Origin of the sequence: Staphylococcus nepalensis (assembly GCF_014635045.1) — a bacterium.
GTDB classification, from domain to species: Bacteria; Bacillota; Bacilli; order Staphylococcales; family Staphylococcaceae; genus Staphylococcus; species Staphylococcus nepalensis.
On record NZ_BMCF01000001.1, the window covers coordinates 336,103 to 355,612 of the forward strand.

At 32.8% G+C, this 19,510-nt stretch carries 17 protein-coding genes; 5 read left to right on the forward strand and 12 right to left on the reverse strand.

From position 1 onward, the window contains the following. Positions 1-68: 68 nt before the first annotated feature. Positions 69-1,832, reverse strand: a complete 1,764-nt coding sequence (locus IEU88_RS01660) for an ABC transporter ATP-binding protein (protein ID WP_103373186.1) — start codon at positions 1,830-1,832, stop codon at positions 69-71. After that, positions 1,825-3,606: an ABC transporter ATP-binding protein gene (locus IEU88_RS01665; RefSeq protein ID WP_103373185.1), complete on the reverse strand. Its 1,782-nt coding sequence runs from the start codon at positions 3,604-3,606 to the stop codon at positions 1,825-1,827. Before IEU88_RS01665 ends, IEU88_RS01660 begins: the two co-directional genes overlap by 8 nt. A gap of 189 nt (positions 3,607-3,795) precedes the next feature. Here IEU88_RS01665 and IEU88_RS01670 point away from each other — a divergent pair, with 189 nt between their 5' ends. After that, the gene (locus IEU88_RS01670) at positions 3,796-4,605 is read left to right on the forward strand and encodes a VOC family protein (protein ID WP_103373184.1); all 810 of its coding nucleotides are present in this window, start codon (positions 3,796-3,798) and stop codon (positions 4,603-4,605) included. A 49-nt stretch (positions 4,606-4,654) separates the two neighbouring features. Here the strand turns inward: IEU88_RS01670 and IEU88_RS01675 are convergent, their stop codons facing one another. The 4 genes from IEU88_RS01675 to IEU88_RS01690 all read right to left on the reverse strand — a co-directional run bounded on the left by IEU88_RS01675 (position 4,655) and on the right by IEU88_RS01690 (position 9,063). Then, positions 4,655-5,314 carry an NAD(P)H-dependent oxidoreductase gene (locus IEU88_RS01675; RefSeq protein WP_096808420.1) on the reverse strand — a complete coding sequence of 220 codons (660 nt, stop codon included), beginning with the start codon at positions 5,312-5,314 and terminating at the stop codon, positions 4,655-4,657. 111 nt (positions 5,315-5,425) lie between these two features. Beyond that, a complete protein-coding gene (locus IEU88_RS01680) occupies positions 5,426-6,232 on the reverse strand; it encodes a Cof-type HAD-IIB family hydrolase (protein WP_096823752.1) in 807 nt (268 codons plus the stop codon). A 379-nt stretch (positions 6,233-6,611) separates the two neighbouring features. Further along, a complete protein-coding gene (locus IEU88_RS01685; RefSeq protein WP_096808418.1) occupies positions 6,612-8,156 on the reverse strand; it encodes a sodium:solute symporter family protein in 1,545 nt (514 codons plus the stop codon). Positions 8,157-8,181: 25 nt separating this feature from the next. Then, positions 8,182-9,063 carry an N-acetylneuraminate lyase gene (locus tag IEU88_RS01690; protein WP_103373042.1) on the reverse strand — a complete coding sequence of 294 codons (882 nt, stop codon included), beginning with the start codon at positions 9,061-9,063 and terminating at the stop codon, positions 8,182-8,184. Between the two features lie 227 nt (positions 9,064-9,290). Between IEU88_RS01690 and IEU88_RS01695 the strand changes: the two genes are divergently transcribed. After that, on the forward strand, positions 9,291-10,163 hold the full coding sequence (locus IEU88_RS01695) for an ROK family protein (RefSeq protein WP_103373043.1): 873 nt from the start codon (positions 9,291-9,293) through the stop codon (positions 10,161-10,163). A 98-nt stretch (positions 10,164-10,261) separates the two neighbouring features. On the opposite strand, the gene IEU88_RS01700 is transcribed toward IEU88_RS01695, so the two are convergent. Beyond that, positions 10,262-11,059, reverse strand: a complete 798-nt coding sequence (locus IEU88_RS01700) for a MurR/RpiR family transcriptional regulator (RefSeq protein ID WP_096808415.1) — start codon at positions 11,057-11,059, stop codon at positions 10,262-10,264. Positions 11,060-11,225: 166 nt separating this feature from the next. Between IEU88_RS01700 and IEU88_RS01705 the strand changes: the two genes are divergently transcribed. Then, positions 11,226-11,894, forward strand: a complete 669-nt coding sequence (locus IEU88_RS01705) for an N-acetylmannosamine-6-phosphate 2-epimerase (RefSeq protein WP_096808414.1) — start codon at positions 11,226-11,228, stop codon at positions 11,892-11,894. A 77-nt stretch (positions 11,895-11,971) separates the two neighbouring features. On the opposite strand, the gene srtA is transcribed toward IEU88_RS01705, so the two are convergent. Continuing rightward, positions 11,972-12,571: a class A sortase SrtA gene (srtA, locus tag IEU88_RS01710; protein ID WP_096808413.1), complete on the reverse strand. Its 600-nt coding sequence runs from the start codon at positions 12,569-12,571 to the stop codon at positions 11,972-11,974. Between the two features lie 159 nt (positions 12,572-12,730). Between srtA and IEU88_RS01715 the strand changes: the two genes are divergently transcribed. Next, positions 12,731-13,900 (forward strand): ArgE/DapE family deacylase, encoded by a 1,170-nt coding sequence (locus IEU88_RS01715; RefSeq protein WP_103373044.1) that lies wholly within the window; start codon positions 12,731-12,733, stop codon positions 13,898-13,900. 192 nt (positions 13,901-14,092) lie between these two features. On the opposite strand, the gene IEU88_RS01720 is transcribed toward IEU88_RS01715, so the two are convergent. Beyond that, the gene (locus IEU88_RS01720; protein ID WP_103373045.1) at positions 14,093-14,764 is read right to left on the reverse strand and encodes a haloacid dehalogenase type II; all 672 of its coding nucleotides are present in this window, start codon (positions 14,762-14,764) and stop codon (positions 14,093-14,095) included. A 211-nt stretch (positions 14,765-14,975) separates the two neighbouring features. Here IEU88_RS01720 and IEU88_RS01725 point away from each other — a divergent pair, with 211 nt between their 5' ends. Beyond that, complete coding sequence (locus IEU88_RS01725) at positions 14,976-15,239, forward strand: hypothetical protein (protein ID WP_096808410.1); 264 nt, start codon at positions 14,976-14,978, stop codon at positions 15,237-15,239. A gap of 323 nt (positions 15,240-15,562) precedes the next feature. On the opposite strand, the gene gutB is transcribed toward IEU88_RS01725, so the two are convergent. From gutB to IEU88_RS01740, 3 genes are read right to left on the reverse strand one after another with little or no spacing between them, the layout of a single operon-like run. After that, positions 15,563-16,636 (reverse strand): sorbitol/xylitol/iditol dehydrogenase GutB, encoded by a 1,074-nt coding sequence (gene gutB / locus IEU88_RS01730; protein WP_103373046.1) that lies wholly within the window; start codon positions 16,634-16,636, stop codon positions 15,563-15,565. Positions 16,637-16,654: 18 nt separating this feature from the next. Further along, complete coding sequence (gene xylB / locus IEU88_RS01735) at positions 16,655-18,139, reverse strand: xylulokinase (RefSeq protein WP_103373047.1); 1,485 nt, start codon at positions 18,137-18,139, stop codon at positions 16,655-16,657. Between the two features lie 15 nt (positions 18,140-18,154). Next, the gene (locus IEU88_RS01740) at positions 18,155-19,450 is read right to left on the reverse strand and encodes an MFS transporter (protein ID WP_229718971.1); all 1,296 of its coding nucleotides are present in this window, start codon (positions 19,448-19,450) and stop codon (positions 18,155-18,157) included. Positions 19,451-19,510: the final 60 nt, after the last annotated feature.

Consider the following 19,510-nt stretch of genomic DNA (forward strand, 5'->3'; position numbering starts at 1 on the left):
TTTTTTACAAACTAAATTCAAATATAAGAAACGGGACAGAAATAAAATTTTAATTTCTGTCCCGTTTTTTAACCATTTTGCAATAAATACATATTACGATAAATACCATTTTGCTGAATTAATGTTTCATGTGTACCTTGTTCTACAATCCTACCATGATTCAACACCAATATCTTATCTGCATCTTGAATCGTAGAAAGTCTATGTGCGATGGCTAAAGTGGTTCTTCCTTGTCTCATCGTGTCTAGAGACTGTTGAATTTGTTCTTCCGTTTCGGAATCAATATTAGCTGTTGCTTCATCTAATATTAATATTCGAGGATTTGTAGCAATCGTTCTCGCAAATGCTAATAATTGGCGTTCACCACTTGAAAAAGCACTCCCTTTTTCAATCACTTTATGTTGATACTGACCTGGCAGTTTTTCAATAAAATGATTAGCGTGCACAAATTCTGCAGCAGCTTTGACTTGTTCAAATGTCATCGTCGGGTGGTACAGTTTAATATTTGATTCCACAGTACCATAAAATACAAAAGCATCTTGCAACACTAATCCTATTTTCTGCTTTAATTCTTCTTTTGGTATTGTTTTAATTGAGTAGCCATCTATTTCGATAGCGCCACGGTTAAATTCATAAAAACGCATAAACAAATTGATGATTGAACTCTTTCCAGATCCTGTGTGACCAACAAGTGCAACCATTTCACCAGGGTTAACAGTAAAATTGATATTTTTTAATACATCTGTCTCACCGTCATAACTGAAACTAACATTTTTAAACTCAATCTTCCCTTCTTGGATGCCATGGTTTAATATTGGATGCTGTTTAGGTTCATAAGTACGGTCGTCAATCAATGTAAATACTCTACTCGCTGACACCAATGCCTGTTGTAAAATATTTAAATTCTGACTTACTTGATTAATCGGTTCAAAAAAACGTTCCATATATTGTACAAAGGCAAACACGACGCCTGCAGTAATTCCTGTGGTAAAGCTAATTATTCCAAAATACCCCAAAATCATAACTGTCGCAAATACAGAAATCGCGCTAATTGCTGGTCTCAATAATAGGCTATCGAGTTTTACTGTTTTCAACATATATTGGTAATGTTCATCATTAATATCATTAAACTCTTTATTTAATCGTTTTTCTTGATTAAATGCTTGGATTATCTTCATACCTTCTATAGATTCTGCTAATTTTGTATTTAAATCTGACAATCTTTGTCTTGATTTTGCAAATAAAACAGCTGAATATTTACGATAAATTGCTAGCATTATAATGATAATGGGCAGAAAAACCAAAGCGATTAAAGCCAATTTCACATCCAAAATAAACATCATAATATAGCTTGATATCATCATAAAAAATGCTATTACAAATGTTGAAAACACGCCTACAATCATATCTACAATGGTCTCTGTATCATTAGTCAATCTAGAAACAATACTACCTCCAGGCACTTTATCAAAATAGCTCATTCCTAATTTCCCTAATTTATTAAAGGCGTCAATTCTTAACTGTTGAATGACTTTAAAGGCAAGATATTGAAAAAGATATTGACTTAAATACATTGTTAAAGCACCAATAACCTGAATACTAATAAAAATAACGACAAGCCAAATCATCGATTGTTGAGGAAAATGGCGCGGCGTAAGATAATCATCAATAAATATTTTTACCATATAAGGTGTTAGCATACTTGCAATTGTTGATAAAGTTAATGTAAAGAATGCTAAAGCAATAATGCCTTTATAAGGGACTGTATATTTGAATAATCTAACTAAAACTTGAGCTTGATCTTTTGCAGTTAAGTTAACATTTTCAGTCATTTGCATCGTCCCCTTTCGCAAGGTCATCTAAATTACGAGTGAGTTGTTGTTGTAATGCTTGAGCTCGATACGTTTCATAATACCAACCTTTTTGATTCATTAATGCTGTATGTGTCCCACTTTCAACAACCGTGCCACCTTCCATTACAATAATTTCATCAGCGTGTTTCACCGCACTCATACGATGAGCCGTTATGATATTGGTTTTACCTTTCCTCAATTTTTCTAAGTTACCCAATATCACTTCTTCAGTTTGCGCATCTACCGCGGAAAGAGAGTCATCTAAAATTAACACCTCTGGGCCAATTAATAACGCTCTAGCAATCGAAATACGCTGTTTTTGACCTCCTGATAAGGAAACACCACGCTCACCTACTACCGTTTGGTATTGGTTCGGAAAAGATAGAATATCATCATGGATATGACTGGCTCTACTAGCTTCAAAAATACTATTATCATCGATTTCCTCATTACTAAAAGCAATATTGTTTCGAATCGTAGTTGAAAATAAAAAGTGTTCCTGTGGCACATAGCCGAACTGTGCGCGTAAATTTTTCACATTATAATCTCGTATTGGATAACCGCCATACTTAATTTCATTAGCTTCTGCTGTATCAAATTCTCTAAGTAGCAATCGGATTAATGTACTTTTTCCTGAACCAGTACGACCTACAATACCTACAGTTGAACCTTGTTTAACTTCAAAATGAACATCATGAATGCCATCTTTTTTATTACCCGGGAAATGGAATTTTTTGATATGAAATTCAATATTTCCTACAGGGCTTGCATCTATTTTAAAATGTGTATCTATACCATTTGGTGTATTACCTATTTCTTCGATCCGTTCATAAGATGCTTTAGCTCTTTGGACAATATTAAAAAACAAACCTAAAGCTAATAAAGGCCAAACCAACATACCTAAATATGTTGTAAAAGTAATGAGTTGACCTAACGTGATATCATGATTAAATACTAATTTCGCTCCAAAGACGATGGATAAAAAGTAACTAATTCCTATTACCAATGTAATTGTGGGGTCAAATAATGCATCAATTTTTGAAACTTTTAAATTTTTTACTACAACATCATCGCTTAAATTTTTAAAGTCCTTTTGATCACTTGTTTCGTAACCAAACGTTTTAGTTACTTTGATACCTGCAACACTTTCTTGTGTCTTATCATTTAATCTACTAAACGCCGCTTGTGCTTTTTTAAAGCCTTTACTTAGTAGTGAACCATAATAACTTGTTAACAAAACCATAAAAGGCAATGGTATCATTGCAATCAATGTCAATTGCCAACTCACTGTCGCAGCCATTGTAATCACAACTGTTCCACCAGTTATTAAAGCATCTGCGATCATTAAAATACCTGCCCCTGCAGCATTTTGAACTGCCCTTATGTCATTCGTTGCATGTGCCATTAAATCGCCAGTCCTTCTATTTTGAAAAAAAATAGCACTCATATTTGTATATTTCTTATATAAAGAAGTTCTTAATATCTGCCCCAATTTTTGACTTGTGCCAAAAATTGATAATCTCCATACATACCTTAAAATATAAGTGAAAATAGCAACAAATACTAAAATGACAAGGTAAACAGCTAATACTTTAGGCGTTAATTTGTTCGTTGTCATCTGATCAATGGTTTTACCAATAATTTGAGGTGGTACAATTTCAATTAAAGCAATTAATAACAAAGTGATAAGTCCTAAAATGTATTTATTCTTATGTTGTTTAAAAAACCATCCCAACTTCCAAAACACCTGCATGCGCTCACCCCCAAAATTAATCCAATTGCTTATGCACACATCTTACCACAAGTTATTAAATGTAAATATACAAGTGTTTTTGCCCTTTTATAAAATTTAATCTTCCTCTGAGACAGACAAATTGACTCGGTATAATTTTTATATTAACTTATATTTATAAAGCATAAGTTAATATAAAGGAGCAAGATGATGACTTTTCACGATAAATCTGCAATACAAGTAACGAACGTTACACTAAATGTTAAAAATTTAACAGATATGGTTGATTTTTATACACATATTCTAGGCTTAACAGTTATGTCCAAAAATGAAAATACTGCGACTTTACAAGTTGGACTGAATGGTCATACAATGACATTATTCGAGATTCAAGACGGACGTCAGCCTTCTATCAGAGAAGCAGGACTGTTTCATATTGCATTACTATTACCTGAAAGAAAAGATTTAGCAGACTTTCTTTTTCACGTTTCTCAATTAAACATTCCAGTAGGTGGCGGAGATCACCTTGTAAGTGAAGCTTTATACCTTAATGATCCTGAAGGAAATGGTATCGAAGTTTATTACGATAGATCTGAAAATGAGTGGTTATGGAAAGACAATAAAGTAAAAATGGATACACTACAAGTAGACATTAATAATTTGCTTAAACAAAGAACAGAAATAGGTTGGAAAAAAATGCCATCTAACGCTAAAATTGGACATTTACATTTAAAAACTTCTGATTTAGAAATAGCTCAACGTTTTTATATTAACCAATTAGAACTCACACATATTTCCAATTTTCCCCAAGCTCTGTTTATGTCTACCAAAAATTACCATCACCACATTGCAGTAAATACTTGGCAAGCTAATATGCCTCGAGTTAAAAACGGTAAAAGTTATGGGCTGGCTCATATTGATATTTATAAACCTCATACCAACACTGTACGTACGTTTACAATTGATGGATTAGCTATTACAGTGCACAATCATACAGAATTAGTAGCTGATAAGACATAAGTAAAAAGCTTGGAACAATGAAAAACAATTCATTGTTCCAAGCTTTATATTATTCAACCCATTCTACTACGTGAGATTGAGGTTGGCGCACTTTTTCTTTTGAATCACTTTCTCTATAACCAAATGCAACCATAACAGATGGTGCAAAATGCGCTGCATCCATAATATTTTCCTCGATTAAGAATTGTGTAACTGCATCTAAATCAAAACCTTCTATAGGGCAAGAATCAATATTCAATAATGCGGCACTTGTCATCATGTTTCCTAACGCAATATAAGTTTGCTTTTTCGCCCATTCTAATAATGTATACTCACTATCATTTATATGAAAATTTGTTTGGAAATTATCAAATTTCACTTCTGTTGCAGGTATGCTTTCTTCACTATATTGTTTGATTTCACGGATCATATGTTGTACGAATGGCGATTTAGAAGTTACATTTTTACGAGCCAATATAATTACAAAATAACTTGCAGTATCTAATTGCCCTTGTGCCCCCCAACTAATTTCTTTTAATTTATTTCTAATTTCGCGATTTTGTATTACCACAAATTTCCACGGTTCTAAACCTAACGAACTTGGAGACAATCTGCCCGCTTCCAGTATAGTATTAAAATCACTTTCACTCACTTTTTTATTTGAATCAAAGCGCTTCGTTGCATGTCTAAAATTAAACGCGTTGATGATTGTTTGTTGCATATCATTCATTTCTTGTTTGCCATCCTTTCGAATTATATATTATACCTTTTAGTATAGGATAATTTATAATCCTGATTAAAATAATATGTTTATAGTCTATACTAAATGTGAGCGAAAAACTTAATTATTAATTTTAAGTACTTCATCTTCAATAACAGATAAAACGCCTTGTTTATTATTTGAAGGCGCTACATAATTTGCGGCTTCGAATAATGAGGCATCCTCACAGTTTTCCATCACATAACTATAATGTGCTAATTGCAACATATCTAAATCATTATTTGCATCTCCAAATGCCATTAATTCATTTTTAGTTAAATCCCATTTATTTAATAATCTTTCTAATGCACTTCCTTTAGTCATACCAGGTATAATAAGATCGATACTATCACGACCACTGGACACTAATGCTAAACCTTTTGAAAAGTAATTTTTTAAATCTTCATCGAGTGTAGGGTGTGTACCTCTATTAATATTTAAAGCAATTTTTACATATTCATCTTTAGGTAAATTTTGAAATGACTCAATTTCTTTCAATTGGCGATAATAAAAATGCGCCTCTTTTTTAAATGATTCTCGGTTGTCTTTTAATATGTAAGCACTATCCAAACCACACACAATGATCTCTTTAATACCACGATCTATATTTAAATAGTTAACGACACTTTGGTAAAAATCTCTTTCAAAAGCTTGATAATCATATAACGTATTTCCTTCATAAATAACAGCTCCATTTTCAGCAACAAAAAACATGTTTCTATCACCAAAAATAGATTTCAATTTAGCATATTGATTACCACTGGCCGCTATAAATTTAATATGCTCGTTTTCTAATTGTTGAAAAATACGATTAAACCTTTGTTCATCGTATTGTTTGCTTGAATCTAAAAAAGTGCCGTCCATATCTACTGCAATTGCTTTTATCATATGCTTATTCCCCTCGAATCTTATGTTATATTTGTAACCTATTATATCTACAATAATCGCTGAATCAAAGTAAATAAATCGCCCATATACATTGATTTGTACTTCATTTATATCAAAAACTGAATAAAAAACAGAGCAGGATAGAAACCTTTTCTTACAAGATTTCGTAGCCCTGCTCTGTCAAGTATGACAACAAGTCACATTATCGCAATTTTTCAATCATTCATCACTAACATGCTAAACCTAACTAAACTATCGATGTATATTTCCTATTACTGAATCAATCCTTTAAAATATATGCAGAAATGATAGCTTGATTTAATTTAAATGTCTACAATTCATATAAAACTATAATATATAATTGAAAACTGTTTTTAACTTAATTTTCCTTACTGTCTTCTTTAAAGTGTACGATAGAAATATAATTTGTTTCTTCTTTGATATCATAAATAGTTAAACCTGTAATGTCTTTTTTCTTTCCTGGTACAACAATACTTATAATATAAGCGAAAATAAATGCTACTAAAAATGAAATGATAGACACGTAGAATGGCGAATTGCCACCACCCATACCATTAAAGATATAGGCAAATATGATTCCAAATATTAATCCCATCAAAACACCAAACGTATTTGTACGACGTGTAAATATGCCTACTGCAAACACGCCTGCCAATGGTACACCTACTAATCCAGTAATAAGTAAGAATAAGTCCCAAAGATCATTAGAATCAGATGCAATTAAATAAATCGACATACCAAATCCAAACAGTCCTGCAAGTATAATTATCCATCTAGCAAACCCTACTTCACTTTTCTCATTTCCTTTTCCAAAAAATCTATGCTTAATATCGACAGAAATACAAGCTGAAATTGAATTTAAACTTGAAGAAATCGTTGACTGAGCAGCTGCAAAAATCGCCGCAATTAACAAACCTGCAACAAATGGTGGCATTTCAGTCAAAATAAAATATGGTACGACAGAAGATGTATTAAATCCTGTAGGCAAAGCAGTATTATGACTATAGAATGAATAAAGCATTGTTCCCATTCCATAGAATAATGGCGCTGATACTAAAGCTAAGACGCCATTTGTCCATAATGATTTTTTAGTCTCTGACATAGATTCAGATGCTTGATAACGTTGAACTACGTCTTGGCTTGCTGTATATTGGTGCAGGTTATTAAAAATATTCCCTAGAAAGATAATTGGGATTGCTGCTGCTGCAGTATTAAATTTCCAGTTATCCGTGCTAATAATCTTTTTATGCTCAAGCGCATCGCTCATAACAGTACCTATGCCGCCTTGAATGTTTATAACACCTAATATAATAATTGCTGCTGCGCCACCTAAAAGAATCACACCTTGAATAAAATCACTCCATACCACCCCTTCAAATCCACCAAGAAATGTGTACAATATACACAAAATGCCAACAAGACTCGCGACTACATATGGATTCATATCAGATACTGATGTAATAGCTAACGTAGGTAAATAGATGACAATTGCTACCCTACCGATATGAAATAAGACAAATAATAGCGAACCAATAACGCGAATACTAGGGCCAAAGCGAGCCTCTAAATATTCGTAAGCAGAAGTTACCTTCAATTTTTTGAAAAATGGTACATAAAAATAAATAAGTAATGGAATTATTGCTACAATCGCAATATTCCCCGCGATATACGACCAATCTGTTAAAAATGCCTTTTCAGGCGTCGACATAAATGTAATCGCGCTTAATGTTGTAGCGTAAATAGAGAAACCAACTGCCCAGGAAGGTAAACGGCCGCTAGCAGTAAAGAAACTATCTGTACTTTGACTTGCCCTTTTGGTAAAATATGCGCCTACTAACAGCATCACAACTAAATAACTAACAACTGCAACCCAGTTCCATATACCAAAACCAACTTGTTCCATTCATTTCAACCCCTTATACGGTAACCTATAAATTATACGTATTAATTAATGCTCCCAATTTTTCTCTATTATCTTCATCGAATGGTTTAAATGGTCGTTTTGGTACACCACCATCAATACCACGTGTAGCTAATATTTCTTTAAGTGTGGAATAAATGCCCATAGACAACACATTCTCGATAATGTCATTTGTATCATGTTGAATTTGATACGCTTCTTCAATCTCTCCATTTTTAGCTTTTTCAAAAATTTGTCTTGCACGTCTACCATTGACGTTATAAGTAGAACCAATTGCACCATCTACTCCAGAAATAGCTGCTTGTACTAGCATTTCATCAAATCCAGAAAGTATGAGCTTGTCTGGATAAGCTTTACGAATACGCTCTAGCAAAAAGAAGTTAGGTGCTGTGTATTTCACACCTACCACTTTTTCATGATTAAACAGCTCACCAAATTGGTCGATTGAAATGTTAACTCCAGTTAAATCTGGTATAGCATAAATAATTAAATTGTTTTGCGTGGCCTCAATTAATTCGAAATAATAGTCTTTAATTTCTTCAAATGAAAAAGGATAATAGAACGGTGTAACTGCTGAAATAGCGTCATATCCTAATTCAGTTGCATATTTACCAAGTTCTATCGCTTCATTTAAATCTAAAGAACCTACCTGTGCAATCATTTTCACATCATCGTTAACAGCTTCTTTAGCTACTTTAAAAACTTGTTTTTTTTGTTCTTTATTTAACAAGAAATTTTCGCCAGAGCTACCATTAACATAAAGCCCATCTAAGCCTTCAGTTTCAATCGCATTTTGCACAATTTGCACTAATCCCTTTTCTTTCACTTGTCCTTTTTCATCAAACGGTACTAATAACGCCGCATATAATCCTTTTAAATTCTCTTCCATTGATAACCCCTCCATCTATGTATTTAAGTTATTATTCCTAGGCATTTATATAACTATATAATGCAATAAAAAACATCTTTTATTTTTCTATTTACAGTTCAAATTGTAAACGCTATCATAAAATGTGACAATAGCTTTTTGAAAAAATACATCATTTATCAATAATATTTATGAAAATAATTTTCAAAATAATTCAGTATATTTGATAATCTGAGGAGGTTTCATAAATGAATCTATATAATATCGCTATTGATATTGGTGGTACAGAAATTAAGGCAGCTGTTTTCAATCAACAGCTAAAGTTCATAGATTACATAAAAATACAAACACCGAATAATGTCGACACATTTATTAAAGATACAGTTTACGAACTTGTAGCTATGTTTAAAGCAAAATATGGCATTGAACCACTCAATGTAGGTATTTCTAGTGCAGGGGTTGTAGATGAGCATAATGGTTTAGTTGAATATGCTGGGCCAACGATTCCAAACTACACGGGGACGAACTTCAAAACTATACTCAAGCCATTAAATGCTCAAGTACAGGTTTTTAATGATGTAAATGCAGCGTTATTAGGAGAACTTTCATTTCATGATTACGAAGCACAAAACATATTTTGTCTAACGCTTGGAACAGGCATTGGAGGTGCTTTTTATAATCAGTCGTCTCAACTCTATAATGGCGAACGAAATCGAGCCAATGAAATTGGGTATTTGCTTTATGATGCCCAAACAAAAAAGACCTTTGAACAACGCGCTTCAACATCTGCTTTGAAATCACTCATGATAGAAAAATCCTTTGCTTATAAAGATGATGTACCCAAATTATTTGAACTAGCAGATCAGCAAGATGCGCTCGCCTTATCTATACTCAATCAATGGAGTGATTCAATCGCGGAAGGGGTTGCCCAAATACAAATCATTTATGATCCTGGATTAATTCTTATCGGAGGTGGCGTCTCTTCACAAGGTCAAAATTTGTTAAAGTATATTATTCCTAAAGTTGCGCTTTACTTACCTGTTCAATATGGTCATGCTTCAATACAAACTACACGAACACAAAACCACGCTTCTCTTTATGGCGCCGTTTCTAAATTTTAAAAAATAAAGCTAAGGCATCAACAGATGCCTTAGCTTTTATTTACGTTATGAATAATAACAGCTGTAAAAAAGTAAAACAGCTAAAATTATTACTATTTTTATTCGTTTAAAATGATTTTTTTAGTATGTTGATATACATGATGCATGTAGTCATCTTCCAATAATAAATAACTCACAATATCGATTAAAAATAATGTTGCAATTTGGGTATTTATAAATTGGGTATCTCGATTTCTCGATTGATCAGTAGTAATTAATACTAAATCTGCACATTCTGTTATTGGACTTCCTTCATAATTAGTGATGACGACAACATAGGCGCCGGCGTCATGTGCGACTTTAGCTGCAGCAATTAATTCGGTTGTTTCACCACTATTTGAAATAGCTACAAATGTATCCGATTGCGTTAAAAGAGAAGCAAATATTTTCATTTGATGTGCGTCGGTAGAAACGTTACCTTTCAACCCCATCCTCATCATGCGATAATAAAACTCTGTAGCTGATAATCCAGAACTACCTAAACCTGCATATATAATTTGCCGGCTTCGAATAATTTGATTAACAAAGCTTTGAATTTTTTCATCAGAAATAAACTCTCCTGTTTGTTGAATAATATTTTGATGATATTTATGAATACGCTGAATTAATGGACTATTTTCAATCACTCTTTCTGACATTTCTTGCTGCAAATTAAACTTCAAATCTTGAAAGTTTTCATAATTTAACTTATTGCTAAATCGCGTAATAGTTGCAGGCGAAGTACCAATCGCGTATGCCAATGAATTAATTGTTGAAAATGTGTCATCAAATTCGCTGTTTTTAATATATTCTACAATGTATTTATCTGTTTTAGTAAACAAATGATGATAACGCTGAACGCGATTCTCAAATTTCATCATATACACCCTTTCCATCCCCATATTAGCTATATTATAAATGAAAATGTTTTTCAGAACAATGAAATATATTGATTATTATTTTCTCAATGTTATATTAAAACTATAAATCAATTAACAAATTAAGCATTTTATAAAATCTACTAAAGTTACGGAGTGTATAATTATGTTACCACAAGGATTGATTGTCTCATGCCAAGCCTTGGAAGATGAACCGTTACATTCGTCTTTCATTATGTCTAAAATGGCTCTAGCTGCTTACGAAGGTGGCGCTGTTGGTATCAGAGCAAACTCTAAAGAAGACATCATCGCAATTAAAAAAGAAGTGAATTTACCTGTCATCGGCATAGTAAAAAGAAATTATGCTCATTCAGACGTTTTTATCACGGCTACTAGCAAAGAAGTTGATGAATTAATAGATAGTAACTGTGAGGTCATTGCTTTGGATGCTACAAAACAAAGACGCCCTCAAGAAACTTTACAAGAACTTGTTTCATATATCCGTCATAATGCGCCAAACGTAGAAATTATGGCGGATGTATCTACGCTTGAAGAAGCACAGTACGCTGATACATTAGGTTTTGATTACATAGGCACAACACTACGTGGCTACACTTCTTATACAAAAGGGCATATTCTATACGAAAACAATTTCCAATTTTTAAAAGACGTACTAACACACGTCAATGCGAAAGTCATTGCTGAAGGAAATGTCGTCACGCCTGAAATGTTTAAGCAAGTTACAAATTTAAATGTTCACTGTACAGTGGTTGGGGGTGCAATCACACGGCCTAAAGAAATTACTAAACGTTTTATTGAAGCAATCGAAAAATAAACATTAAAAGCCTGTATTCAAGCGCACCTAAAGTAGGTTGCTATTGGAACACAGGCTTTATCTTTTTATTATTAAAATTACACCGCTTCAGCAATAAATATCTTTCTATCTTCCCACTCCCCCGTTTGCTCATTATAATTATCGCAAGTAATTAATGTCAGTTGCTTCTTGTCCGTTGGTTGCTCATCCAATATTTCTACCGCATCTGGTTTTACGTCATAGATTTCTGTAATCTTATATTCTCGTTGTGCTTCTCCAACTTTAAAATAAATCTTGCTTCCCTTTTTGGCTTCAGGTAACCTAGAAAATTGGTAATCCGAATGTCCTACCATTGTATGACCAGCAATCGCTATATTTTGATCATCTAATGATTCATTCTCCTCTGCAAAACTCACGCCCCTATCTAATTGTTCGGGCGTGGCTGGTCCAGGATAAACAGGTGTTTTAATATCTGCATCTGGTACTGATAAATAACCTGCCATTTGAGTTTTATCTTTAGGTATTTCTACTTTTTTATTTTTATTTTCTTTAGAATGTTTATCATAATGTTCTATTTTATTTTCATTGTCTTTTTGTGCGAAGTAATCATCTATTTTCGGTTTTGCAAATAAATAAATTGCAAATAAAATGAGTGCCACGCCAACTAATGTGACAAGTTTGCTTACCCATTTATTCATATAAATATGACTCCTTTTTCTTTGTAAACATATTCAATATAAGTATAGCACAACTTTTTAATAAAAAAAGTTACTTTATAACAACTTCCCAAGTTTTGAAATTTCAGTATAGTGGTATGTATGATTATGAATTAATTTATACAAAAAGGAAGTGTTTGTATGTCCGTACTTTCAAGTGACGAACGTGTTAAAATTTTATCTGATATGATTGAAATTCAATCTGTAAATGAAAAAGAACTTGATGTTGCGCATTACTTAGAAAAACTATTTAATAAACACGGTATCCAAACCCAAATTGAACAACTAGAAGGTGAATCTACGCGAGCTAACTTAGTAGCTGAGATAGGTAATGGGAAACCAGTCATCGGCGTTTCAGGACACATGGATGTTGTCACAACAGGCGATGATAGTTTATGGAATTATGATCCGTTTAAACTGACAGAAGATGACCAAGGTAGATTACATGGTCGTGGTTCAGCAGATATGAAATCTGGACTAGCTGCATTAGCAATTAGTTTAATAGAAATTAAAGAAGCTGGTACATTAGAGCAAGGTACAATTCGATTTATGGCAACAGCTGGAGAAGAAATAACAAGTAATGGCGCAGCTTTACTACATAAGAAAGGCTACATGGATGATGTAGAAGCGCTATTAATTGCAGAACCTTCACAAGATGGTATTGTGTATACACATAAAGGGACAATGGATATACAAGTTGTATCCAAGGGTAAATCTTCACATAGCTCAATGCCTGAACTAGGCTATAATGCTATTAATCCTTTAGTAGATTTTATCCATTATTTAAACAATGAATATAGTAAAGTAGATATTAAGAGTGACTTATTAGGTACACCGACCATGAATTCTACAATTATAACTGGCGGAGATCAAGTCAACTCAATACCAGCTTATGCTGAATCATTGTTTAATATGCGTACAATTCCAGACTACGATAACAATAAATTCGAAAATTTATTTAACAGCATCAAAGATCGAGTAGAACAAGAAAGCAATGCTGATATCACTGTTAATCCTTATGTCAATCGTGATCCTGTATACACTAAAGGGGATAATGAATTCTTAAAATTAGCTAAATCTTTAGGCGATGAATACTTTGACCGAGATTTAGAAGTGACATCTTCTACTGCAACTACAGACGCATCATATTTAATGAAAGACAAAGACGACAACTTTTCATTTGTTATGTATGGCCCCGGCGAAACTGGGCAAGCACACCAAGTCGATGAATATGTTTATAAGCATACTTACCTTAAATTTATAGATTTATATAGTCAATTATTACCACAGTATTTAAATAATGCTAATTAATATGAATAGAAGCGTATAGATAATGATATCTTTTCTAACAAATTTCCTAACCTCGCTTCTTGTAGGAATGGCTATAGGCTATCCTAGGATGAAACATTATTTATGTCCTAGAAAGATTATAAGAGGACGAGACGTTTATTAAATGTCTCGTCCTTTTTTCTATCAATTCGTCATACTATAGCTTAATTTTCTCTATTTTATTTCTAACCAATTAACTATTTCGTTTAAATTATTAACCGTTATTGTAGGTGTCTGTCCATTAAAATCGAAAAGCTCATTATGTCTATTGACCCAAACAGTATCAAAACCAAAATTATTTGCACCTGTAACGTCCCATGAATTAGAAGAAACAAACAAGATATCTTCTCTCTTCAAATGATAATATTTTAATATTAATGCGTAACTCGCTGGACTTGGTTTATATTGTTTAATTTCATTTACACTTATAACCGTGTTAATATAATCACCTAACTCAGAGTTATCAATCAATGGCATTAACATATTGTCATTTCCATTTGATAATATACCGACATCAATCTCTTTACTATTTAATAGTGATACCACTTGGGGAACTTCTTCAAAATATTCTAAATCTAAAAATGAATCAAATAATTGATTAACATCTTCCCTATTATATTGTATTTCATGGCTCTCCATTGTATAACGTAACGCTTCTTTTGTTAATTCATCAAATGGAATATAACGTTGCATAATTTGTTTTAAAAACATGTGATTTAATTGCGTTTTTCTCCATAATTTAGAAATTGATGTTGCTTGCGCATCATCAAACTGAACCATATCTTTCTTTAAAGAGGACATATCAAATAGTGTTCCATAGACATCAAAAATAATTGCTTTATACATAACGAACCTCCCTTTCTATTTACACACTTATATATTCATTAACACGTTTTAGTAAAATAAAACAATTTCTTCTTCAACAATTATTTATTCTAAAAAACTAAAGTTGCTTGATTTAACTATCCTTTATATTAATTTATTGTAAATTTTTCAAATATAGCATTAATACGCCTTAATTCGGTTATAAGAAAAGTAAGAGAGGAGGCAGTTTATTATGAGAAAAACATTTCTATTTGATTTATTAAGTCTCTTTTTTATCGCAATTGGTTATATGTTAATCATTACGTTAATTCTATTTTCTTTTGACTTTTTAGAAATTCAAACAACTGGTTCAAGCTTTTTAGAAACCCTTAGTACAATAACTATATTTCAGTTTTTCAATCATGATATATTTAATGGGTTATTCACATTATTTTTAATTGTCTCTTTCTTATTGTTCTTGTATAAAACCATTGAACTCTATCAAAAAAATAAGTGAATGACTTCAAAAACTTTAACCCCCAAATTTGTCGCTCTATTTTATTTAAAATGCATCACATTTATTTCATTTTAGGTTTTTATGAATTTTATATTGTAACACTATATTATAAGTTATATAATATTCTAAGAGAATGTATTGTGCTTAAGTTTTGTAGTGCCATCTATCATCATAGTTATATTCCATTCCCATAATTAAACTTTATGCACCCATTTTCACTAATGGTATTGCACTACATTCTCAGCAAATGAGTAAAATTTTACTCATTTGAAAAGAGATCTAAAACCACTTTCAGGCAGTGGTTTTAGATCTTCTTATATGAACTATTTATTTGATTTTCCGTTTGGGTATACCATCACTTTTAATGAGCCACTCTTGTTCGTTCTCGCTCTTTCCATAGCCTCTTGCGCCTCTTCTAAATCGTATGAATCAGTGAACATGGTATTTAAGTCCGCAGTAGTAGATGATAACATTTCAATGCCCATAGGATAAGTATTAGCATATCTAAAAATGCCAACAACATTAATTTCATGATTAGCAATAAACGGTATGTTTAATTCGATATTTTCTTGTTGAGGTAACCCAACAATAGCTAAAGTACCGCCATTATTTAATGCTGCTAATGCGTTTTGTAACGCTGTAGGGTTACCGGCAGTTTCAAAGGCATAATCTACACCTTTGTTATTTGTTATTTCATTGATACGCGTAGCTACGTCCTCTTGTTTAATGTTTATAGCGTGTGTTGCACCAAGTGCTAGTGCTTCTTCTAATCTTATTTGTTCAAGGTCTGACACTATAATTTTTGTAGCACCAAACGCTTTAGCCGCTACAACAGCCATTAAACCTACTGGGCCCATACCCATAATTACTACTGTGGAACCTGGTTGAACATTTGCTCGTTTACATGCTTGAACTCCAACTGAAAATGGTTCATTTAATGTAGCTTCTTCAAAAGATAACTCATCCGGGATATGGAATAAGTAACCTTCGGGATGACTAATATATTGACTAAATGCCCCATCAATCGGTGGTGTAGCTAAAAATTCAACATCAGGGCATAAATTATATTTACCAGATTTGCAATACTCACATTCTCCACATGGTACACCCGGTTCAATAGCCACTCTATCTCCTTGCTTAAAATGTGTAACTTCAGATCCGACATCTGCGACTACACCAGCACATTCATGCCCTAAAATCAAAGGTTTTTCGACTACAAACTCGCCAACTCTACCGTGTTCATAATAGTGAACATCTGACCCACAAACACCTACTGCCATTACTTTCACTAAAACATCCGTTGGACCTATTTTAGGTACTTCAACTTCTTTAAGCTCCATATCAAAAGGTTTATTTAATATTGAAATATTCATCGTTTCTGGAATGTTATTATTCATTTCAAATTCCTCCTAAAGTTAATTAATATTTAATAAGTTTTGTGTTATTTCTTTTGTTTGCTTATATATCTTTCTATAAATTTCAAAATATTGATTATATAATTTATGATTATCTAAATTAGGCTTATAAGACGTTCCTATTTCTATAAATGTGTCAGTACAGTCTTCCATAGATTCAAACCATCCTAAACCGTAAGCCGCTAGCATAGCTGCTCCCATGCTTGGCCCTTCTTCGTATTTTAATGCAGTAACTTTAGCGTTAAAAATGTCAGCTTGCATTTGTAACCAGAAGCTATTTTTTGCGCCTCCACCTATTGAAATAATCTCATCAATCTGTCTACCACGTGCTCTCATATATACTATAGATTCATATAATGAATAAGTAATGCCTTCAATAGTGGCACGCGAAAAATCTTCCTCACTCGTGTTACTATTTATTCCAATAAAACTCCCTCTAATATATGCATCTCCGTGTGGCGTGCGCTCTCCTTGTAAATAGGGTGCAAACAATAAGCCATTTGCTCCAATGGCTGATTTTGTCGCTAAATTCAAAATTTCATCAAAAGACTTTTGCTTAAAAAATGTCTCTTTCAACCAATTCAAACTGTGTCCTGCACTTAAAGTAACGCCCATTGCATAAGACATGTTGGGCATAGCATGTTTAAAGAAATGAATATTATAGCCATAATCATCTTCATTACTCTGAGTACATGATAAAATCACTCCCGAAGTACCAATGCTGCACAACGTTTGCCCCTCATCGATCACGCCTGAGCCCAGTGCACCACACGCATTATCTGCGCCACCAGCAAAAACTGCAATATCTTCTGTTAAATTTAACTCTTTTTTTATATCTTCAGTAATATGTCCGACATAACTATGAGATTGTACAAGCGGTGGGTAAATGTCACCAAGCCCCAACTGATTACCAACTGCTCTATCCCAATCATTTGTATTCGGGTTAAGTAAAAGCGTACCTGCTGCATCACTATATTCCATAGATATATTTCCAGTTAATTTATAACGCACATAATCTTTAGGTAACAGAAATACCTTTAATTGTCGCCAATGCTTTGGTTCATTCTGTTTTAGCCATAAAAGCTTAGGCAACGTAAACCCTTCAAGTATTGGGTTTTTTAATAATGTGTTTCCAAACTTACTTTTTATTTCCTCACACTGTTTAGATGTTCGAGTGTCGTTCCATAAAATTGCATTTCTAATAGGCTGATAAGCATGATCTAAAGGAACTAAACCGTGCATTTGACCAGAAAATGAAAGACCACTAATTTGCTTATCATTCATTGTTTCTCGGTTAATTAAAATTTTAATGCCTTCTTTAACTGCAATCACCCAGTCTTCAGGGTCTTGTTCATTATAACCAGGGTAAGGCTGTATCAACGTTAAAGGAACGCTTGATTGATCAATGATATGCCCTTGCTTATTTGCAGCAATAATTTTTACTGAACTTGTACCTAAATCGATACCAAGCACAACATTTTCCATTTATATCTTACCTTTCTAATAGTTTTGAGTTTGGGTATTTAATGGCGTTATTTTACTATCATCAATGCCCGGTTGATGAACTTTGATATAATAAGTGATACCTGCGCCGACGAAATAACAAATTGCAAAGGCCCAGACTACGCCTACTTCATTGAATATCGGTAAAATAATAGTTGCAATTAAAGGTGCGATAAAATTACTTAATCCTGCAGCAAGATTATGTGAAGAAAGTGTAGCACCGATATGATTAGGTTCTAATGCAGTAAAAATAGCAAAAATTGGTACAAACGCTGACTGAGTAATACCAAATAAAACAGCACATAAAATTGCGATAGCAAATACATCGCCGCTGAGTATTGGTAAATAATAGAATAATAAGGTCGTTATTCCACAACCGATACAACCAAATATCATAACTTGGCGTTTCCATCCAATTTTATCAGCAATAACACCCCAAATGACATCACCTACAATACATGTGACATGCATCGTTCCCCATGTCCATAACCATTGTTGCATTGAAAAGCCTATAGTATCCGTAAATAACACAGGGAATATAATAACTAAACCAAATAAAGATAATTGATTTATAATTCTCACTATAAATACTTTAATAATATCTGGGTTTTTATATACAATACCTATATCTTTTAGAACTTTTGAATATCTTTGTTTTACCGATAACATTATATTTGGTTTCACATCATGTTTACCAACAACTATAAACGCTATTAAACCACCGACAAAAATCCATATTAATGACATCCATAATGTTCCATTAAATCCCATAAAAGGAATTGTAAAGCTAGGTAAGTAGGTACCAATAACACCCATGCCTACTGAAAACATTGCCCAAAACCATCCAATAGCTGTCGCTAATCTAGCTTTATCAGTGATATAAGTTACCCACACTAAAAATCCGTATAAGAATAATGGATAGCCTAATCCTCTAATACCATATAAAACAAGCATCATTGGCAGACTTTCCATTCCTAACCCAAACACTAAAAACAACACATGAAATATTAACCATATTATAGTGCCTAAAGCCATGATTTTTTTCGGTCCATAAACGTCAGATAAAACAGCGGCAAGCCATGATCCAACAACAACCATCACACCATAAACAGTAAATACTAAAGATGCTTGGCCACCTGAAAAACCTATATCAACAATATTCTTTGATAAAAAAGCTTGTTCAATACCGTCTCCTGTCATAAAAATAAATATAGCAATAAGTGCTATAAAAATAATTCTTGGAATACCCATCCATGTTTTCATACTATTTTTAGAAATCGTCTCGTTATTCAAACTAATTCCCCCTTTATTTTAATAAGACTTATAAATCAGCTTAAACGTTTAAGTTTTGGC